Here is a 15,095-nt window from a genome sequence, read left to right on the forward strand (position 1 = left end):
ACACAAGGATTAGTGCAATGCTTATCGAGAAACTCGGCTTTGACGATGTCCGCTACAATCCGGAACTGTCGGCCTTCGAAGCGCTGGTACAGATCAGGGAAGAGGGGGAGGTTTATTCCTATCCCGTCCATATCCTCGCGCCTCTGCACGCGGATTTCAACGTAATCACCAGGGGCCTCACCGATAAGGCCCTGCGCGCGCATCGCCACGCGCCTGAGCGCTCGATGCGCCTGCGCCGTGCCCCCGTCCCGGGCGAGGCCGCGCTGCAACTCGTGCCGAACGGCGTCGAAACACCCCCGTTGCGTCGCCCCGGCGCTTCGCTTGCGGCCTGAAGGCGCGTCACAGGGGCTTGTCCCAGCCCGCTGACGCCCGACCCTTCCGCCGCAACCCGACCCCCCGCGTCCCCGCTCCCGCGGGGGGTTGACCTGGCCCCGCTCCCCCGCGAGAAGGTTCCGACCCCGATCGCACAGGAGCGCCCGCCATGTCCGATGACCGCCTCATCGTCGCAATAGACCTGCCCAACGCCCTCGAAGGGCTTCAACTGACCGAGGCGCTGGGCAATGACGTCTCCTTCTACAAGATCGGGCTTGGCATGCTCACCGGCGGCGGGCTGGCTCTCGCCAACGAGCTCAAGCAGGAGCACGGCAAGCGCATCTTCCTCGACATGAAACTCTTCGACATCGGCGCCACGGTCGAGAACGCCGTGCGCGGCCTGGCCCAGTTCGAACTCGACTTCCTCACCGTCCATGGCGACCCGCACGTGGTTCGCGCGGCCAAGGAAGGGGCTTCGGGCAAGGACATGAAGATCCTCGCCGTCACCATCCTCACCTCGCTCGACCGCGCCGATCTCGATGCCGGTCTGATGAAGGCGGGCGACGTGCCCGACCTCGTGGGCGAACGCGCCGCCCGCGCCTTCGAGGCCGGCGCCGACGGGGTGATCGCCTCGCCGCAGGAAGCGGCGATGATCCGCGCCCTGCCGCAATCCGAAGGCCGCCTGATCGTCACCCCCGGCGTCCGCCCCGTCGGCGCTGCCCTGGGCGACCAGAAGCGCGTCGCCACACCAGCACAGGCCCTGAAGGACGGCGCCGACCACATCGTCGTCGGCCGCCCGGTCTGGGCCGCCGAAGACCCTGCCGCAGCGGCCCGCGCCATCTTGAGCGAAATCGCCTGACCCTGCCGTCGGAATGGGGGCCAGCCCCCATTCCCCGGGATACTTGCCCCAAGAAGAAGCACACACCGCGCTTCTTCTTGGCCCAAATACTCAAATCCGCAACGCCGCCACCCCCTCCAGCACCCGCGGCCGGAAATGCGGCACCGCCTCCGCCGAGGCGGCGAAGTCCTCGGGCGGCATCAGGAACCAGCCCTGCCCCTCATTGCCGAACCGCACTTCGGCCGCCCGCTCGGCAGGCAGGGCGGCGGCAAAGAACCACGCCCGGATCGGAATCGTGTAGAACCGTCGCCACGAAATCTCCGTGGGGGACAGCCGCAACCCCAGCTCCTCGCGCAACTCCCGCAAGGCACAGTCTTCCGGGCCCTCCACCCCCTCGCGCCCGCCGCCGGGCAAGTCGAGCTGCCCCGGATAGGCAATCCCGTCGATATCGTCGCGCCGGATTACCGCCAGTTGCCCACCCAGCAGAAGGATGGTCTTCGCCCCGTCGAAGTCACGTTCCGGATCGCCTGTCATGGCCCGCCCCGCCGCTGACGTTTTCTGACCGGTGCCCTCACGTGCCCCGGTGAACTCTGGTCCGAAAACATGTAAGCTCGCCCCGACCCGACACAAGCGCCTGACACATGCCGTCTCTATGCCGCACCTGCCTGACCCGGTTCGACACCGGCGCCCGCTGTCCCGCCTGCCGCAGCCCGCGGGTGCTGGCGCATGACGAGCTTTATTCCCTCTCCATCGCCCACATGGATTGCGATGCCTTCTATGCCAGCGTCGAGAAGCGCGACAATCCCGAGCTGCGCGACAAGCCCCTGATCATCGGCGGCGGCCGGCGCGGCGTGGTCTCCACCGCCTGCTATATCGCCCGCATCCGCGGCGTCCGCTCGGCCATGCCGATGTTCCAGGCGCTCAAGCTCTGCCCCGACGCCGTCGTCCTCAAACCGAGGATGGAGGTCTACGCCCGCATCTCCCGCGAGATCCGCGCGATGATGGAGGAGCTGACCCCCGACGTCGAACCCCTTTCCCTCGACGAAGCCTTCCTCGACCTCACCGGCACCGAGCGCCTGCACGGCGCGCCGCCCGCCGTGATGCTCGCCCGCCTCGTCAAGCGCATGCAGGACGAGCTGGGCCTCACCGGCTCGATCGGGCTCAGCCACAACAAGTTCCTCGCCAAGGTCGCCTCCGACCTCGACAAGCCGCGCGGCTTTTCCATCATCGGAAAGGCCGAAACGGCCGATTTCCTGCGCGACCGGCCGGTCAGCCTGATCTGGGGCGTGGGCTACGCCACCCGCACCGCCCTGGAAAGCGCCGGCATCCGCACCTTCTCCGACCTGCTGCGCTGGGACCGCGAAGACCTTACTGCGCGCTTCGGCTCGATGGGCGAACGCCTCTGGCACCTCGCCCGGGGACAGGATGCCCGCCGCGTCTCGGCCAATGCGCCGGTGAAATCCATCTCCAACGAAACCACCTTCTCCGAGGATACCGCCAGCCGCGACATCCTCGACGGCCATATCTGGCGGCTCTCCGAGAACGTCTCCGACCGGGCCAAGGCCAAGCGCCTCGCCGGCCGCGTCGTCACGCTGAAGCTCAAGCGCGCCGACTTCTCCACCCTCACCCGCCGCCTCGCCCTGCGCGACGCCACCCAGATGGCCGACACGATCTACCGCACCGCCACCCACCTGATGGAGCAGGTCGATCACAAGGCCCCCTACCGGCTGATCGGCGTCGGCATCTCGCACCTCGTGGTCGAGGACAGCGCCGACCTCTCCGGCGACCTTCTGGATCCGGAAGCCCGCGCCCGCGGCCTCGCCGAACGCGCCAGCGACGAGATCCGCCGCCGCTTCGGCAGCGACGCCATCATCAAGGGCCGTGCATTGCGCTAAGGGTTATTCCGCCGCCAGCGGCTGTTCCACCGGCCGCCCGATCGCGGCAATCTCGGCGATCACGCCGTCCAGCAACCGCTTGAACGTCCGGAACCGCGAATTCGGCCGAATCGATTGTTCGTCCATGTAGAGCGACCGGTCGATCTCGATCTGCACCGCGTGATGGCCGTTCGACGGCCGGCCATAATGCTGGGTGATATAAGCCCCGGCAAAGGGCGTGTTCCGCGTCACCACCAGCCCGGCGTCATAGAACGCCTCCTCGATCCGGTCGACGATCTGCTCGCCCGCCGCCGCGCCGAACCGGTCGCCCAGCACCACGTCGGGCCGGCGCACGCCGGAACGCGCCACCGAATCCATCGCCTCGTGCGGCATCGAATGGCAGTCGATCAGGATCGCCTGCCCGAACTGCCGCTGCGCCTCGGTCAGTTGCAGGCGCAGCGCGGCATGATACGGGCGCCAGTAGGTCTCGATCCGCCGGTCCGCCTCGGCCCGGCTGATCTTGCCGGTATAGATCACCTGCCCGTTCGCCACCACGCGCGGCACCACGCCCAGCCCCGAGGCCACGCGCGGATTGTGCCCCGCCTTGCGGACCCCCTCGATCAGCGCCGGGTCAAGCTCGTCCGCGCTGCGGTTCAGGTCGACATAGGCCCGCGGCACGGAGGCGCACAGCAACGGCGCGCCATGCGCGGGCGCGCTTTCGAACAGGTCATCGACGAAAGCATCTTCCGAACTGCGGATCGCGTGTTCGTTCAGGGCCGACTGCCTCAGGAAACTGCGCGGATAATCCCGCCCGCTATGCGGCGACGCGAATACAACCGACGTGGTGCGCCGCTCGGGGTGGGTGATCTGGAACGCAAGCCTGTGCATCGAACCTCCTGCTCGACCGCATCATAGACCGAAATTGCACTTCTAAAAGCCCTTGATCCCGTTTCCGACTCCTTTTATAGACCTCCCTCACCGGCGCGGATTTCCGCGCCCCAATTTATTGGGGTGCTGGTTCGTTTCGGTATTCATGGGCGATTAGCTCAGTGGTAGAGCACTTCGTTGACATCGAAGGGGTCACTAGTTCGAACCTAGTATCGCCCACCATGAATTCACTGTTCCGCACCCTGCGGAACGCCCGCGAAACCAAGGCGCTGGCCCGCGCCGCGACCAAAGAGGAGAGGACCGATGAAGGTCAAGAACTCGCTCCGTTCGCTCAAGAACCGGCACCGCGATTGCCGCGTCGTGCGCCGCAAAGGCCGCGTCTACGTGATCAACAAGACCCAGCGGCGGTTCAAAGCCCGCCAGGGCTGAGCCTTTCCGGCAACGGATTTTCAGGAAAACCCCGCCTCCGGGCGGGGTTTTTCGTCGTGAATGCGCCCGGTCAGGACGGCGCCCTGCGCCCGTGGCTCCGGTCATACCCGTTCACCGCCGGGCTCTCCCACCCATCAAGCGCCCCGGCCTGAGGCGCGAACACCTCCACCAAAAGCGGGTGACAGGCCGCCGTATCGCTCGAATGCTCCGCCGAGCAATCCCCGCCCGGACAGGCCGACAACGCCCCCAGCACGTCGATCTCGGCAAAGAACTCGAGGTAGTCACCGGGGCGAACCGGGCTCGCCTTCATGAAATACTGGCCCGTGTCCCGCGTGAACCCGGTGCACATGAAGACATTGAGCACGTCATGCACATGCGGCTCCGCCTCTTCCAACGACACCCCCAGTTCATCCGCCAAAGCCCGCGTCAGGTTGGAATGGCAGCAATGGTGATACTGCGACCCCGCCAACAGGTTGCCCGTATACGGATCGCACCGCGTCCCGATCACGTCATGCACCGAACCGCCGAACCCGTCGATCCCGTACCAGCCCAGCGTATCGCCCGTGATCGTCGCCATCGGCCGCAAATACGGGAACGAAGACCACATCCGCTCCCCTTCCGTCAGGTGCGTGCCATGCAGCGCCCGCGATTTGCCCGAATAGAACCGCTCCGACAAATCATGCGCGTTCCACAGGTTCAAATCGCCCACCTGCGGCCCTTCGATGCTGCTGATCCGGAAGAACTGCCCGGCCTCCGCCCGGAACGTCGCGGCCTCCCGCGGCTCGACCCTGACCTCGGCGATCTTCTCCGCCCCGTCCCGCGCCCGGGCAAATGACTCAAGATCCGGCACCGGCAGCGTGTCGTTCGGATAGCAGATCACCGGCGTCACCGCCCGCCGCGCCTCGGCATCCTTCGGTTCCTGCATCCCGTCACTCCTTCTTGTCCGGCTGGGTCACCCGGCAATGCAAAGGCTCTTTGCCGGTCGATGTAAAGACCACCGCGCCGCAGGCCGCGCACCGATACATCGCCTCACCCTCCCTGTCGCCCGACCGCACGGCCCGCCAGCGGCAGTTCCGCGTCGCCCGGTTCGAGAAGACGAGCACAAGCACGAAGGCGATGATCAGCCCGGCGACGATGATCACTTTGACAGCTCCCTGGCGGTTACGCCCGCCACCCTATCAGCCCGGCACACGGGGTTGGAGGGGGCAGCCTCACGCCTCCCGTCCGGCCACGCGCCCCGAGAAGATGCACCCGCCAAGGAACGTGCCCTCCAGCGCGTTGTACCTGTGGTACCCGCCCCCGCCGAAGCCCGCGACCTCGCCCGCCGCGTAAAGCCCCTCGAACACCGAGCCATCCGCCCGCAACACCCGGCCATCCAGCCCGGTATGCAGGCCCCCCAGCGACTTCCGCGTCAGGATGTTCAGCCGCACGGCAATCAGCGGCCCCTTCTCGGGGTCCAGTATCGCATGCGGCTTCGCCGTCCTTATCAGCCGGTCACCCCGATACGCCCGCGCCTGCCGGATCGCGATGATCTGCGCATCCTTGGCAAAGGGGTTCTCCAACTGCGCATCCCTTGCCTCGACCTGCCGCCGCAGCTTCGCCGCCTCCAGCGGCACCTCCGGCGTGATCCGGTTCATCCCCTCCACCAGCTCGTCAAACCCGTCCGCCACGACGAAATCCGCACCCTTCTCCTTGAACGCCTCCACCGCCCTTGTCGCCCCCTTGCCGAGCCGCTCCTTCAGAACCGCTCGCCACTTGCCGCTCGTCAGGTCGGGGTTCTGCTCGCTCCCCGACAGGGCGAACTCCTTCTCGATGATGCTCTGCGTCAGGATGAACCAGCTATGCCCGTGCCCCGTCGCCAGGATCCGCTTCAACGTCGCCAGCGTATCGAACCCCGGCAGGCACGGCGCCTCCATCCGCTCGCCCAGCGCATCGAACCACATCGACGACGGCCCCGGCAGGATGCGAATCCCGTGATTGGGCCAGATCGGATCCCAGTTCGTCAGCCCCTCGGTGTAATGCCACATCCGGTCCTCATTGATTGCCGCCGCCCCGGCCCCCTTGGCCACCTCCTGCATCGCGCCGTCGACATAATCCGGCACGCCAGAAACCATCACCTCCGGCGCCTTCCCCAGACGTTCCTCCGGCCACAGCCGACGCACCTTCGCATGATCCCCGCCGATCCCGCCGCTCGCCACGATCACGCTCTCGGCGCTGATCGCGAAATCCCCCACGATCTCCCGGCTGGTCGACCTCCCCCGCCTTGCTTCGTCATGGGCCAGCACATCGCCGCTCACCCCGGACACCCGGCCCGCCTCGACATCCAACGCCGTCACCCGATGCCGAAAGCGAAACTCCAGCAAGCCTCTCTCGGCCGCCGCCTCCACCTCCCGCACGAAGGGCGCCACGATCCCCTCGCCCGTCCCCCAGGTGATATGAAACCGCGGCACCGAGTTGCCATGCCCGTCCGCCCTGCCACCGCCCCGCTCGGCCCAGCCCACCACCGGGAACCACCGCAGGCCGATATCGTGCAGATACCCCCGCATCTCTCCGGCCGCGAAATCCAGGTACGCCTCCGCCCAGGCCCGCGGCATCGCATCCTCGTCCCGGTCGAACCCCGCGCTGCCCATCCAGTCCTGCGTCGCCAGCGCCCAGCTGTCGCGGATCCCCATCCGCCGCTGCTCGGGCGTGTCGATCATGAACAGCCCGCCGAGGCTCCAGAACGCCTGCCCGCCCAGCGATTGCGGCCCTTCCTGGTCCAGCAGCACAACCTTCCGGCCCCGCCGCGTCGCTTCATACGCCGCGACCAGCCCGGCCAGCCCGCCTCCGATGATGATGACATCCGTCTCCGCCATGCGCCCCTCCCTTTGCCCTCAGGTTAGGGAGAAGCGCCCCCCGGCGTCCACAGGAACGACGCGTCAGCCCCGTTCCAGCACATCCACCGACAGCACCGTCGGCAGATGCCGCGCAATCTCGGACCAGCTCTCGCCCTCGTCCGCGCTGGCAAAGACAGAGCCGGTGTTCGTCCCGAAATACACCCCCGCCGGATCGCTGCTATCCACCGCCATCCCCTGCCGCAATACCGTGAAGAAACACGCCGCCTGCGGCAGCCCCTCGCGCTTGGCGGCCCATGTCGCCCCGCCATCCACCGACTTCCAGACAGCGGCCGCCGCCCCCGGCGGATACCGCCCTTCCGTGTCGCCGTTCAGCGGCACGGTCCAGACCGTACCCGCCTCCCGCGGATGCAACCCGATCGGAAACCCGAAATGCGAGGGCAGGCCTTCGGTGATATCGTCCCAGCTCCGCCCGCCATCGCCACTACGGAACACCCCGTGATGGTTCTGCTGGTAGATCACGTCACCCGCCGCCCGCGCCATGTTGTGCACGCACATGCCGGTGTTGCCATCACTCCCCGCCGCCGGATGGGCATGCCCTTCGCACGCCTCGGCATTCGACAGCCGATTGCGCCGCTCCCACGTCGCCCCGCCATCCTCGGTCGCGAATACACCGGCGGCGGATATCCCCACCCAAAGCTTCCCGGCATCCTCCGGATCATCCAGGATCGTGTGCAGCACCAGCCCGGCCGCCCCCGGCTCCCACTGGTGCGCCGACGGATGCTCCGTCAGCCCCTCGACCTTCGCCCAGCTCTCCCCGCCGTCCCGGCTCTCGAACAAGGCCGCCGGCTTCGCCCCGGCATAAAGCCGCCCTCCGGCCCGCCTGATCGACCACAGCGCCACAACCTCCCCGTCGAACGGCGCCGGCGGCTCCGGCTCCATGCCGAACGCCTTGGCCATCTCCGGTTCGGCCTTCAGAAACTCGTTCATCTGCCCGTTGGCAAACCGCGACAGCACCCAGCTCTCGCCGCCATCCTCCGACCGCCACACCCCGGCGCCGTGAAACTCACCGCCACCCGCGGCCCAGATCACCCCGCTCTCCGGATCGCCCGCCATGTGGTTGATCGGCCAGCCCCCGCAATGCGGCCCGCTGACGGCCCAGCCGTCCCCCTCCGGCCGAAGCAGGAAGCCTCCCTTGGTCGTTCCCAGAAGCAACGTCACAGACATGGCCACGCCCTCCCTTTCCCGGGCGGAGCCTACCACCGAATCGCGTTCAGGTCGCCTCGTCGTAGAGCAGCCCGTAAAGATAGGCGCGCCGCTGCTCTTCGTTCAGCACGCCTTTCTCCCACCCGTCACCAAAGGCGCGGCGGGTTTCCTCGTCATCGTAATGCTCGTCGAAAACCCGCCCCAGCCGGGACAGAAGCTCCGCCACCTCCGACGAGAACTTCTGCTCCCCCATCGCCACGCGGTTCAGGTAATGCATCCGCATCGCCAACTGGTGACAGACCGCCCGGAACTCCTCCTTCGACTTGAAGTCGAGCGAAGGGCGCTCCGGCGTGTCCCTCACACCGTGCGCTCCAGCATCATCTTCTTGATCTCGGCAATCGCCTTCGCGGGGTTCAGACCCTTCGGACAGGTCTTGGCACAGTTCATGATCGTGTGGCAGCGATACAGCTTGAACGGATCTTCAAGGTCATCCAGCCGCTCGCCCGTGGCCTCGTCGCGACTGTCGATGATCCACCGATACGCATGCAACAGCGCCGCCGGCCCGAGGTACTTGTCCCCGTTCCACCAATAACTCGGGCACGCGGCCGAGCACGAGGCGCACATCACGCATTCATACAAACCATCCAGCTTCTCGCGGTCCTCGATCGACTGCTTCCACTCCTTCGCCGGGCGGTTCGTCTTGGTCTCCAGCCACGGCATGATGCTCGCATGCTGGGCATAGAAATGCGTCAGGTCCGGGATCAGGTCCTTCACCACCGGCATATGCGGCAGCGGATAGATCTTCACGTCGCCCTTGATCTCGTCCATCCCGTAGATGCAGGCCAGCGTGTTGATCCCGTCGATATTCATCGCGCACGACCCGCAGATCCCCTCGCGGCACGACCGCCGGAAGGTCAGCGTCGGGTCGATCTCGTTCTTGATCTTGATGAGCGCGTCCAGAACCATCGGCCCGCACGTATCCATGTCGATGAAATAGGTGTCCACGCGCGGGTTCTGCCCGTCATCCGGGTTCCAGCGGTAGATCTGGAACTTGCGCACGTTCGTGGCACCCTCGGGCTTGGGCCATGTCTTGCCCGTCTTCATGCGCGAGTTCTTCGGCAGTGCCAGTTCGACCATGTCAATTCCTCCTGAGGATTTGCGCTTGCGCAGTGTCCTGCGCCGAATTCTGCTGCGGGGCCCTGCCCGCCTGCCCGCTCTGCCGCAGCTTCACAAGCTGCCGGGCATCATCGGGGTAAACCGTCTCGAGCTTGCCGCACAAGGCCTCGTCCTGCGCCGCAAGCCACATGATGATCCGGTATTCCGGATCATCCCTCATTTCCTTCCAGCGGTCGAGCGTGTTCAGCTCGTCCACCGCCCCCGCGTCCGCCTGGAAGGAAGACCCGTTGCCATAGCGCTGCACCTCGCCAAGGCTATCGTCACGCGCCTCGAACCCAAGCCGCTCCAGCAGACCGGCGCGATACCCGGCATCGGTCATCCACGGCTCGTACCGGATCACCACGACGCCCAGCTCGTCCTCGGCCATAGCCAGCTCCAGCATCCGCGCATACCCGCCCAGCGCCTTCAGAACGATCGCCACCCGCTCGGCGGCGCTGTAGGCATCGTTCCCCTGCACCTTCTTCAGCAGCGACGCGGCCCAGTTCAGGATCCCCCGGCAGATCACCACCTCGTGGCTGATCAGCGCCTCGTCCACGCCAACCGACACCGGCCGTCTCCGCCGCTCGTTCGGCATCGCATCCTCGTACGAGAACATCAGCGCCGTCCCGTCGCCCGCCCTCGCGGCAAGCTTCACCGGGTCGCCGCCATTCCCCGCCACGCGCTCCCCGTCGATCTCGACGGCGCGATAGGTCTCGAACGGCTTCCGCCCGGGCGTACAGTCGTTGAAGAACAACGACCGGCCCCCCGGCGCATTCCGCGCCAGCCAGTTGATCACCGCATGGTTCCCCGACCGCCGCATGCCGAAGATGCGCAGCACGGGCCCGGGGGTGATCCCAAGCTGCGGCCACGCGCTCATCGTAGCGATATCCGGTGCGGTACCCATCCGACCTTCCGTTCTATGCCAGTCGCGCCAGCCATCGCCGCGTCAGAACGTCCGTTCCTTCGGCGCGATCTTCTTCAGCGCGATGCCGCCTTCCTTCTCGGTGGTCAGCGGGTCCTCGATGATCGGCCGATAGCTCAGCTTGACGTCCTTGCCCTCGACCCGCGCGATGGTGTGCACCCGCCATTTCTCGTCGTCGCGCTTGGTGAAATCCTCGTGCGCATGGGCACCCCGGCTTTCCTGCCGCGCCTCGGCGCCGCTGATCGTGGCCAGCGCGTTGGGCATCAGGTTGGTCAGCTCCAGCGTCTCCATCAGGTCGCTGTTCCACACAAGGCTCCGGTCGGTGACCTTGATGTCGCCCAGCTTGGCGGCGATGGCGTCCATCTTCTTGACGCCTTCGGCCAGCGTCTTCGACGTCCGGAACACGGCCGCGTCTTCCTGCATCGTCCGCTGCATCTCCAGCCGAAGCTCCGCCGTGGGCGTGCCGCCATCGGCGTTGCGCAGCCCGTCGAACCGCTCGAACGCCTTCTCCACCTGGCCGGTGTTCGTCGCCGGCACGGCGCTCTCGGGGTTCACCACCTTGCCCGCGCGAATGGCCGCGGCCCGGCCGAAGACCACGAGGTCGATCAGCGAATTCGACCCCAGCCGGTTCGCCCCGTGCACGCTCGCACAGCCCGCCTCGCCCACGGCCATCAGGCCCGGCACCACGGCATGCGGGTCGCTCTCCGTCGGGTTCAGAACCTCGCCCCAGTAATTCGTCGGGATACCGCCCATGTTGTAATGCACGGTCGGCAGCACCGGGATCGGCTCCTTGGTCACGTCCACCCCGGCGAAAATCCTCGCCGACTCCGAGATCCCCGGAAGCCGCAGGTTCAGCGCCTCGGCGGGCAGGTGGGACAGGTTCAGGTGAATATGATCCCCATTCTCGCCCACGCCCCGGCCTTCCCGGATCTCCATGGTCATCGACCGGCTGACATAGTCGCGCGGCGCAAGGTCCTTGTAGTTGGGCGCATAGCGCTCCATGAACCGCTCGCCCTCGCTGTTCGTCAGGTAGCCGCCCTCGCCGCGGGCCCCTTCCGTGATCAGGCAGCCCGAGCCGTAAATCCCCGTCGGGTGGAACTGCACGAACTCCATGTCCTGAAGCGGCAGACCGGCGCGCGCCACCATGCCCCCGCCATCGCCGGTGCAGGTATGCGCCGAGGTCGCGCTGAAATACGCCCGGCCATAGCCGCCGGTGGCCAGCACCACCATCTTGGCGTTGAAGACATGCATCGTCCCGTCATCGAGCTTCCAGCACACCACGCCGGTGCACTGGCCGTCATCGCTCATGATCAGGTCGATGGCGAAATACTCGATATAGAACTCCGCCTTCTGCTTCAGGCTCTGGCCATAAAGCGTATGCAGGATCGCGTGCCCCGTCCGGTCGGCGGCGGCACAGGTGCGCTGCACCGGCGGGCCTTCCCCGAACTCGGTCGTGTGCCCGCCGAAGGGGCGCTGGTAGATCTTGCCCTCCTCGGTGCGCGAGAACGGCACGCCATAGTGCTCCAGCTCGTAAACCGCCTTCGGCGCCTCCCGCGCGAGGTACTCCATCGCGTCCGTATCGCCCAGCCAGTCCGACCCCTTCACCGTGTCGTACATGTGCCATTGCCAGCTGTCGGGGCCCATGTTGCCAAGGCTCGCGGCAATCCCGCCCTGCGCGGCCACGGTGTGCGACCGGGTCGGGAACACCTTGGTGATGCAGGCGGTGCGCAAGCCCTGCTCGGCCATCCCCAGCGTCGCCCTCAGCCCGGCGCCGCCGGCGCCCACGACAACGACGTCATAATCATGCGTCTCGTATTCGTATGCAGCCATGTCTCTCAGGTCTCCGGTCTCAAAGGGCGATCTTGGCGATGGCGAAAAGGCCCGTCACCATCAGCCCGTAGCTCACACAGGTCATCAGGATGATCGCGTATTTCCGCTTTCCGCCCTGCACGTAATCCTCGATCATCACGCGCACACCGTCGCTGAAATGCTTGAAGCCCACGATCATGGTCAGCGCCGCGACGATCGCCGGGAAGGGCCGCGCGAAATAGGCCACCACGGCCTCGTGCGGCTCGCCCAGCATCGGCCCGAAGGTGAACACGAACAGCGGGATCAGGATGAGCAGCGCCACCGAGGACAGCTTCATCGCCCAGAAGTGATGCACCCCGGTCTTGGCCGAGCCAAGGCCGACGGCGCGCTTGCGGTCGGTCAGATAACGCATCGCGTCCTCCTCAGATGATGATGGCGGTGACGATGGTCAGGATCACCGATCCCCCGATCGCGGCCCAGCCCAGCCTCTCGGCGCTCGGGATGTCCAGCATCGCGCCGCTGTCCCAGATCAGGTGCCGGATCCCCGCCAGCGTGTGATACCACAGCGCCCAGAGCGACAGGAACAGGATCACGTCGCCGATGAAACTGGTCACCAGCCCGTCGACGGTGGCGAAATACTCCGCCGAGGTCGCGGCCGCCAGGAACCACCACACCATCAGGATCGCTCCGAGGAGAAGCGCATTGCCGGTGATCCGCGTCAGGATCGAGGTGATGGAGGTCAGCTGCGGGCGATAGATTGTCAGGTGGGGTGACAGCGGGCGGTTGCCGCGGTTCACATCTGCCATGGATCGGTCCCTTTCGTGTTTGCGGCGGGCGCAAGACAAAAGCCTGCCCGGCGCCTGGCCGGTCACTCGGCTTCCTTCTCCTACGTTTTAACTTGTGTGTCACGCATGCAAAGAGCGAAATCCCGGTTCTTGCAGGCATTTCGTCGCATTTACCCCATACGTGATCACAAGCGCTGGCGTGTGATCACAAACGCCCCGCCCCCTCGGCGCCCTCCCGCACCGATATCTGCTTCGCCACTTCCCGCAGCAATTTCCGCCGCATACGCGCGGGATATTCGGCATAGCTGTTCGCTGTGATCACAAACGCCCCGGATCCAAGGATCACGTTCTCCCAGAAATACTCGGTCATCAACGGCTCCGCCCCCTCGATCACCAGCGCGTTCACCACGATCCCCTCGGCCTGCAACGCCGCCCGCACCGCGACGGGCTCGATCCCCTCGTTCGACGACCCGTCACCCGATATGTCGATCACCCGCCGCCCACACTCCGGCCCCTCCGCCAGCCTGTCCCGCGCGAACAAAAGCGCCTCCCCGATCGCGGTCGAGAAATTCCGCCACTGCCGCGGCGCCCGCTCCACCTCGTCCGCGAATCGCTCCAGCACGTCGAACCCGGTGATCCGCGTCCACGGCACCACCACCTCCTGCCGCGACGAACCGGTCCAGTGCATCACCATTACCGCCGCCTCGCCCGCCACCAGCGCCTCGCTCACTGCCCCGTCGCGCAACCCCTCGGCCAGCCCCTGCATCTGGATGGCGTATTCATGCCGGTCGACCGAGCCCGAGACATCCACCGCCAGCACCAGCGCGATCTCGCACGCCGCCGCCGGCACCGCCGCGCCCAACAGCATCAGGTGAAAAAGACCACGCAAGACCATGCGCCCAGAATGACCAATCCCGCGCCCCCTGCCCAGCACGGAAAAGCCCGAGGCGCACCCCGGGCTTCTTCTTGGCCCAAATACTCGAAATCCCGACAGCCGCCCCAGGGCACCGTCACATCGGCATGAGCGCCCAGTAATCCAGGTCCAGCATCACGTGCGGCAGGTATTTCCCGTCCTCGCCCTTCAGCGTGAACGGCTCCCCGCCCTTCGTTGCCACCAGCCGCAGCCGGATCGCACCCACCCCCGGAACGCCCGTCTCGGCCTTGTCCAGAACCTCCGACCACGCCTTGATCGTGTCACCGGCAAAACACGGGTTCGCATGCGCGCCCCCGTTCAGCCCGGCCACGATCTGCGCATTCGCCAGCCCGTTGAAGCTCAACGCCCGCGCCATCGAAATCACGTGCCCGCCATAGATCAGCCGCTTGCCATCCTCACGCAGGCTCGCGTCGAAATGCACCTTCGCGGTGTTCTGCCAAAGCCGCGTCGCCATCATGTGCTCGGCCTCCTCGACGGTCACCCCGTCGACATGGTCGATCACCTCGCCCACCTCGTAATCGCCCCAGCGGTGCGGCTCCCCCGCCAGCGTGAAATCATACCCGGTGAAGTCCAGCCCTTCCGGAACAACAAGGTCCGACGCCTCCAGCACCGGCTTCAGCTCCGGGATCACCGTCTCCGGCGCCGGCGCGTCCAGATCGAATTTCCGCACCATCGCCCAGCGCACGTACTCGAGCACCACCTCGTCCCGCTGGTTCACCCCCTTCGTGCGCACCCAGACGACACCCGACTTGCCATTCGAATTCTGCTTCACCCCGATCACGTCCGAGGTCGAGCGCAGCGTATCGCCGGGCCACACGGGCCGAAGCCACCGCCCCTCGGCATAGCCCAGGTTCGCCAACGCGTTCAGCGAGATATCCGGCACCGTCTTCCCGAACACCACGTGAAACGCCGCCCAATCGTCGATCGGCGCCGCGGGCAGCCCGCACCCCTTCGCGAACTCATCCGACGAATAAAGCGCATGCCTTGCCGGGTAGAGCGCGTGGTACAAAGCCCGCTCGCCCCCCGACACCGTCCGCGGCACCGCGTGGTGGATCGTCTCGCCCACCGAATAGTCCTCGAAAAACCGCCCCGGGTTGGTCTTCGCCATG

General features: G+C 66.5%; 18 protein-coding genes and 1 tRNA gene. 5 read left to right on the forward strand and 14 right to left on the reverse strand.

What is annotated here, in order from left to right; translation table 11 throughout:
- The first annotated feature begins 17 nt into the window (after positions 1-17).
- A complete protein-coding gene (locus QUV18_RS14800; protein WP_300894781.1) occupies positions 18-332 on the forward strand; it encodes a hypothetical protein in 315 nt (104 codons plus the stop codon).
- 149 nt (positions 333-481) lie between these two features.
- Positions 482-1,171: an orotidine-5'-phosphate decarboxylase gene (pyrF, locus tag QUV18_RS14805; RefSeq protein ID WP_300894782.1), complete on the forward strand. Its 690-nt coding sequence runs from the start codon at positions 482-484 to the stop codon at positions 1,169-1,171.
- A gap of 90 nt (positions 1,172-1,261) precedes the next feature.
- Here pyrF and QUV18_RS14810 read toward each other — a convergent pair whose 3' ends face one another.
- Complete coding sequence (locus QUV18_RS14810) at positions 1,262-1,684, reverse strand: NUDIX hydrolase (RefSeq protein WP_300894783.1); 423 nt, start codon at positions 1,682-1,684, stop codon at positions 1,262-1,264.
- A gap of 107 nt (positions 1,685-1,791) precedes the next feature.
- Here QUV18_RS14810 and QUV18_RS14815 point away from each other — a divergent pair, with 107 nt between their 5' ends.
- Positions 1,792-3,045: a DNA polymerase IV gene (locus QUV18_RS14815; RefSeq protein WP_300894784.1), complete on the forward strand. Its 1,254-nt coding sequence runs from the start codon at positions 1,792-1,794 to the stop codon at positions 3,043-3,045.
- A 3-nt stretch (positions 3,046-3,048) separates the two neighbouring features.
- Here the strand turns inward: QUV18_RS14815 and QUV18_RS14820 are convergent, their stop codons facing one another.
- Positions 3,049-3,912, reverse strand: coding sequence for an N-formylglutamate amidohydrolase (locus QUV18_RS14820; protein WP_300894785.1), 864 nt, complete (start codon positions 3,910-3,912; stop codon positions 3,049-3,051).
- Positions 3,913-4,059: 147 nt separating this feature from the next.
- Between QUV18_RS14820 and QUV18_RS14825 the strand changes: the two genes are divergently transcribed.
- Positions 4,060-4,134: transfer RNA gene (locus QUV18_RS14825), tRNA-Val, on the forward strand.
- A gap of 81 nt (positions 4,135-4,215) precedes the next feature.
- On the forward strand, positions 4,216-4,341 hold the full coding sequence (gene ykgO / locus QUV18_RS14830; protein ID WP_008562923.1) for a type B 50S ribosomal protein L36: 126 nt from the start codon (positions 4,216-4,218) through the stop codon (positions 4,339-4,341).
- A gap of 70 nt (positions 4,342-4,411) precedes the next feature.
- Here ykgO and QUV18_RS14835 read toward each other — a convergent pair whose 3' ends face one another.
- From QUV18_RS14835 to QUV18_RS14890, 12 genes are all read right to left on the reverse strand, one after another.
- Positions 4,412-5,266 carry a DUF1989 domain-containing protein gene (locus QUV18_RS14835; protein WP_300894786.1) on the reverse strand — a complete coding sequence of 285 codons (855 nt, stop codon included), beginning with the start codon at positions 5,264-5,266 and terminating at the stop codon, positions 4,412-4,414.
- Between the two features lie 4 nt (positions 5,267-5,270).
- The gene (locus QUV18_RS14840; protein WP_300894787.1) at positions 5,271-5,483 is read right to left on the reverse strand and encodes a hypothetical protein; all 213 of its coding nucleotides are present in this window, start codon (positions 5,481-5,483) and stop codon (positions 5,271-5,273) included.
- A gap of 69 nt (positions 5,484-5,552) precedes the next feature.
- Positions 5,553-7,196: an FAD-binding dehydrogenase gene (locus QUV18_RS14845; RefSeq protein WP_300894788.1), complete on the reverse strand. Its 1,644-nt coding sequence runs from the start codon at positions 7,194-7,196 to the stop codon at positions 5,553-5,555.
- Between the two features lie 63 nt (positions 7,197-7,259).
- Positions 7,260-8,402, reverse strand: a complete 1,143-nt coding sequence (locus QUV18_RS14850) for a sialidase family protein (RefSeq protein ID WP_300894789.1) — start codon at positions 8,400-8,402, stop codon at positions 7,260-7,262.
- 46 nt (positions 8,403-8,448) lie between these two features.
- Entirely contained in the window at positions 8,449-8,742 is a 294-nt protein-coding gene (locus tag QUV18_RS14855) for a hypothetical protein (RefSeq protein WP_300894790.1), read from the reverse strand.
- Positions 8,739-9,518, reverse strand: a complete 780-nt coding sequence (locus tag QUV18_RS14860) for a succinate dehydrogenase iron-sulfur subunit (protein WP_300894791.1) — start codon at positions 9,516-9,518, stop codon at positions 8,739-8,741. The genes QUV18_RS14855 and QUV18_RS14860 overlap by 4 nt, the downstream gene beginning before the upstream one ends.
- Position 9,519: 1 nt before the next feature.
- The gene (locus QUV18_RS14865; protein ID WP_300894792.1) at positions 9,520-10,440 is read right to left on the reverse strand and encodes a hypothetical protein; all 921 of its coding nucleotides are present in this window, start codon (positions 10,438-10,440) and stop codon (positions 9,520-9,522) included.
- 42 nt (positions 10,441-10,482) lie between these two features.
- Entirely contained in the window at positions 10,483-12,288 is a 1,806-nt protein-coding gene (gene sdhA / locus QUV18_RS14870; RefSeq protein ID WP_300894793.1) for a succinate dehydrogenase flavoprotein subunit, read from the reverse strand.
- Positions 12,289-12,307: 19 nt separating this feature from the next.
- Entirely contained in the window at positions 12,308-12,679 is a 372-nt protein-coding gene (gene sdhD, locus QUV18_RS14875; protein ID WP_300894794.1) for a succinate dehydrogenase, hydrophobic membrane anchor protein, read from the reverse strand.
- Positions 12,680-12,689: 10 nt separating this feature from the next.
- On the reverse strand, positions 12,690-13,073 hold the full coding sequence (sdhC, locus tag QUV18_RS14880; protein WP_300894795.1) for a succinate dehydrogenase, cytochrome b556 subunit: 384 nt from the start codon (positions 13,071-13,073) through the stop codon (positions 12,690-12,692).
- Positions 13,074-13,257: 184 nt separating this feature from the next.
- Positions 13,258-13,947, reverse strand: a complete 690-nt coding sequence (locus tag QUV18_RS14885) for a DUF1194 domain-containing protein (RefSeq protein ID WP_300894796.1) — start codon at positions 13,945-13,947, stop codon at positions 13,258-13,260.
- A gap of 115 nt (positions 13,948-14,062) precedes the next feature.
- Complete coding sequence (locus QUV18_RS14890) at positions 14,063-15,094, reverse strand: MaoC family dehydratase (protein WP_300894797.1); 1,032 nt, start codon at positions 15,092-15,094, stop codon at positions 14,063-14,065.
- Between the last annotated feature and the right edge of the window lies 1 nt (position 15,095).

Source organism: Roseovarius sp., from assembly GCF_030373445.1.
Lineage (GTDB): Bacteria > Pseudomonadota > Alphaproteobacteria > Rhodobacterales > Rhodobacteraceae > Roseovarius.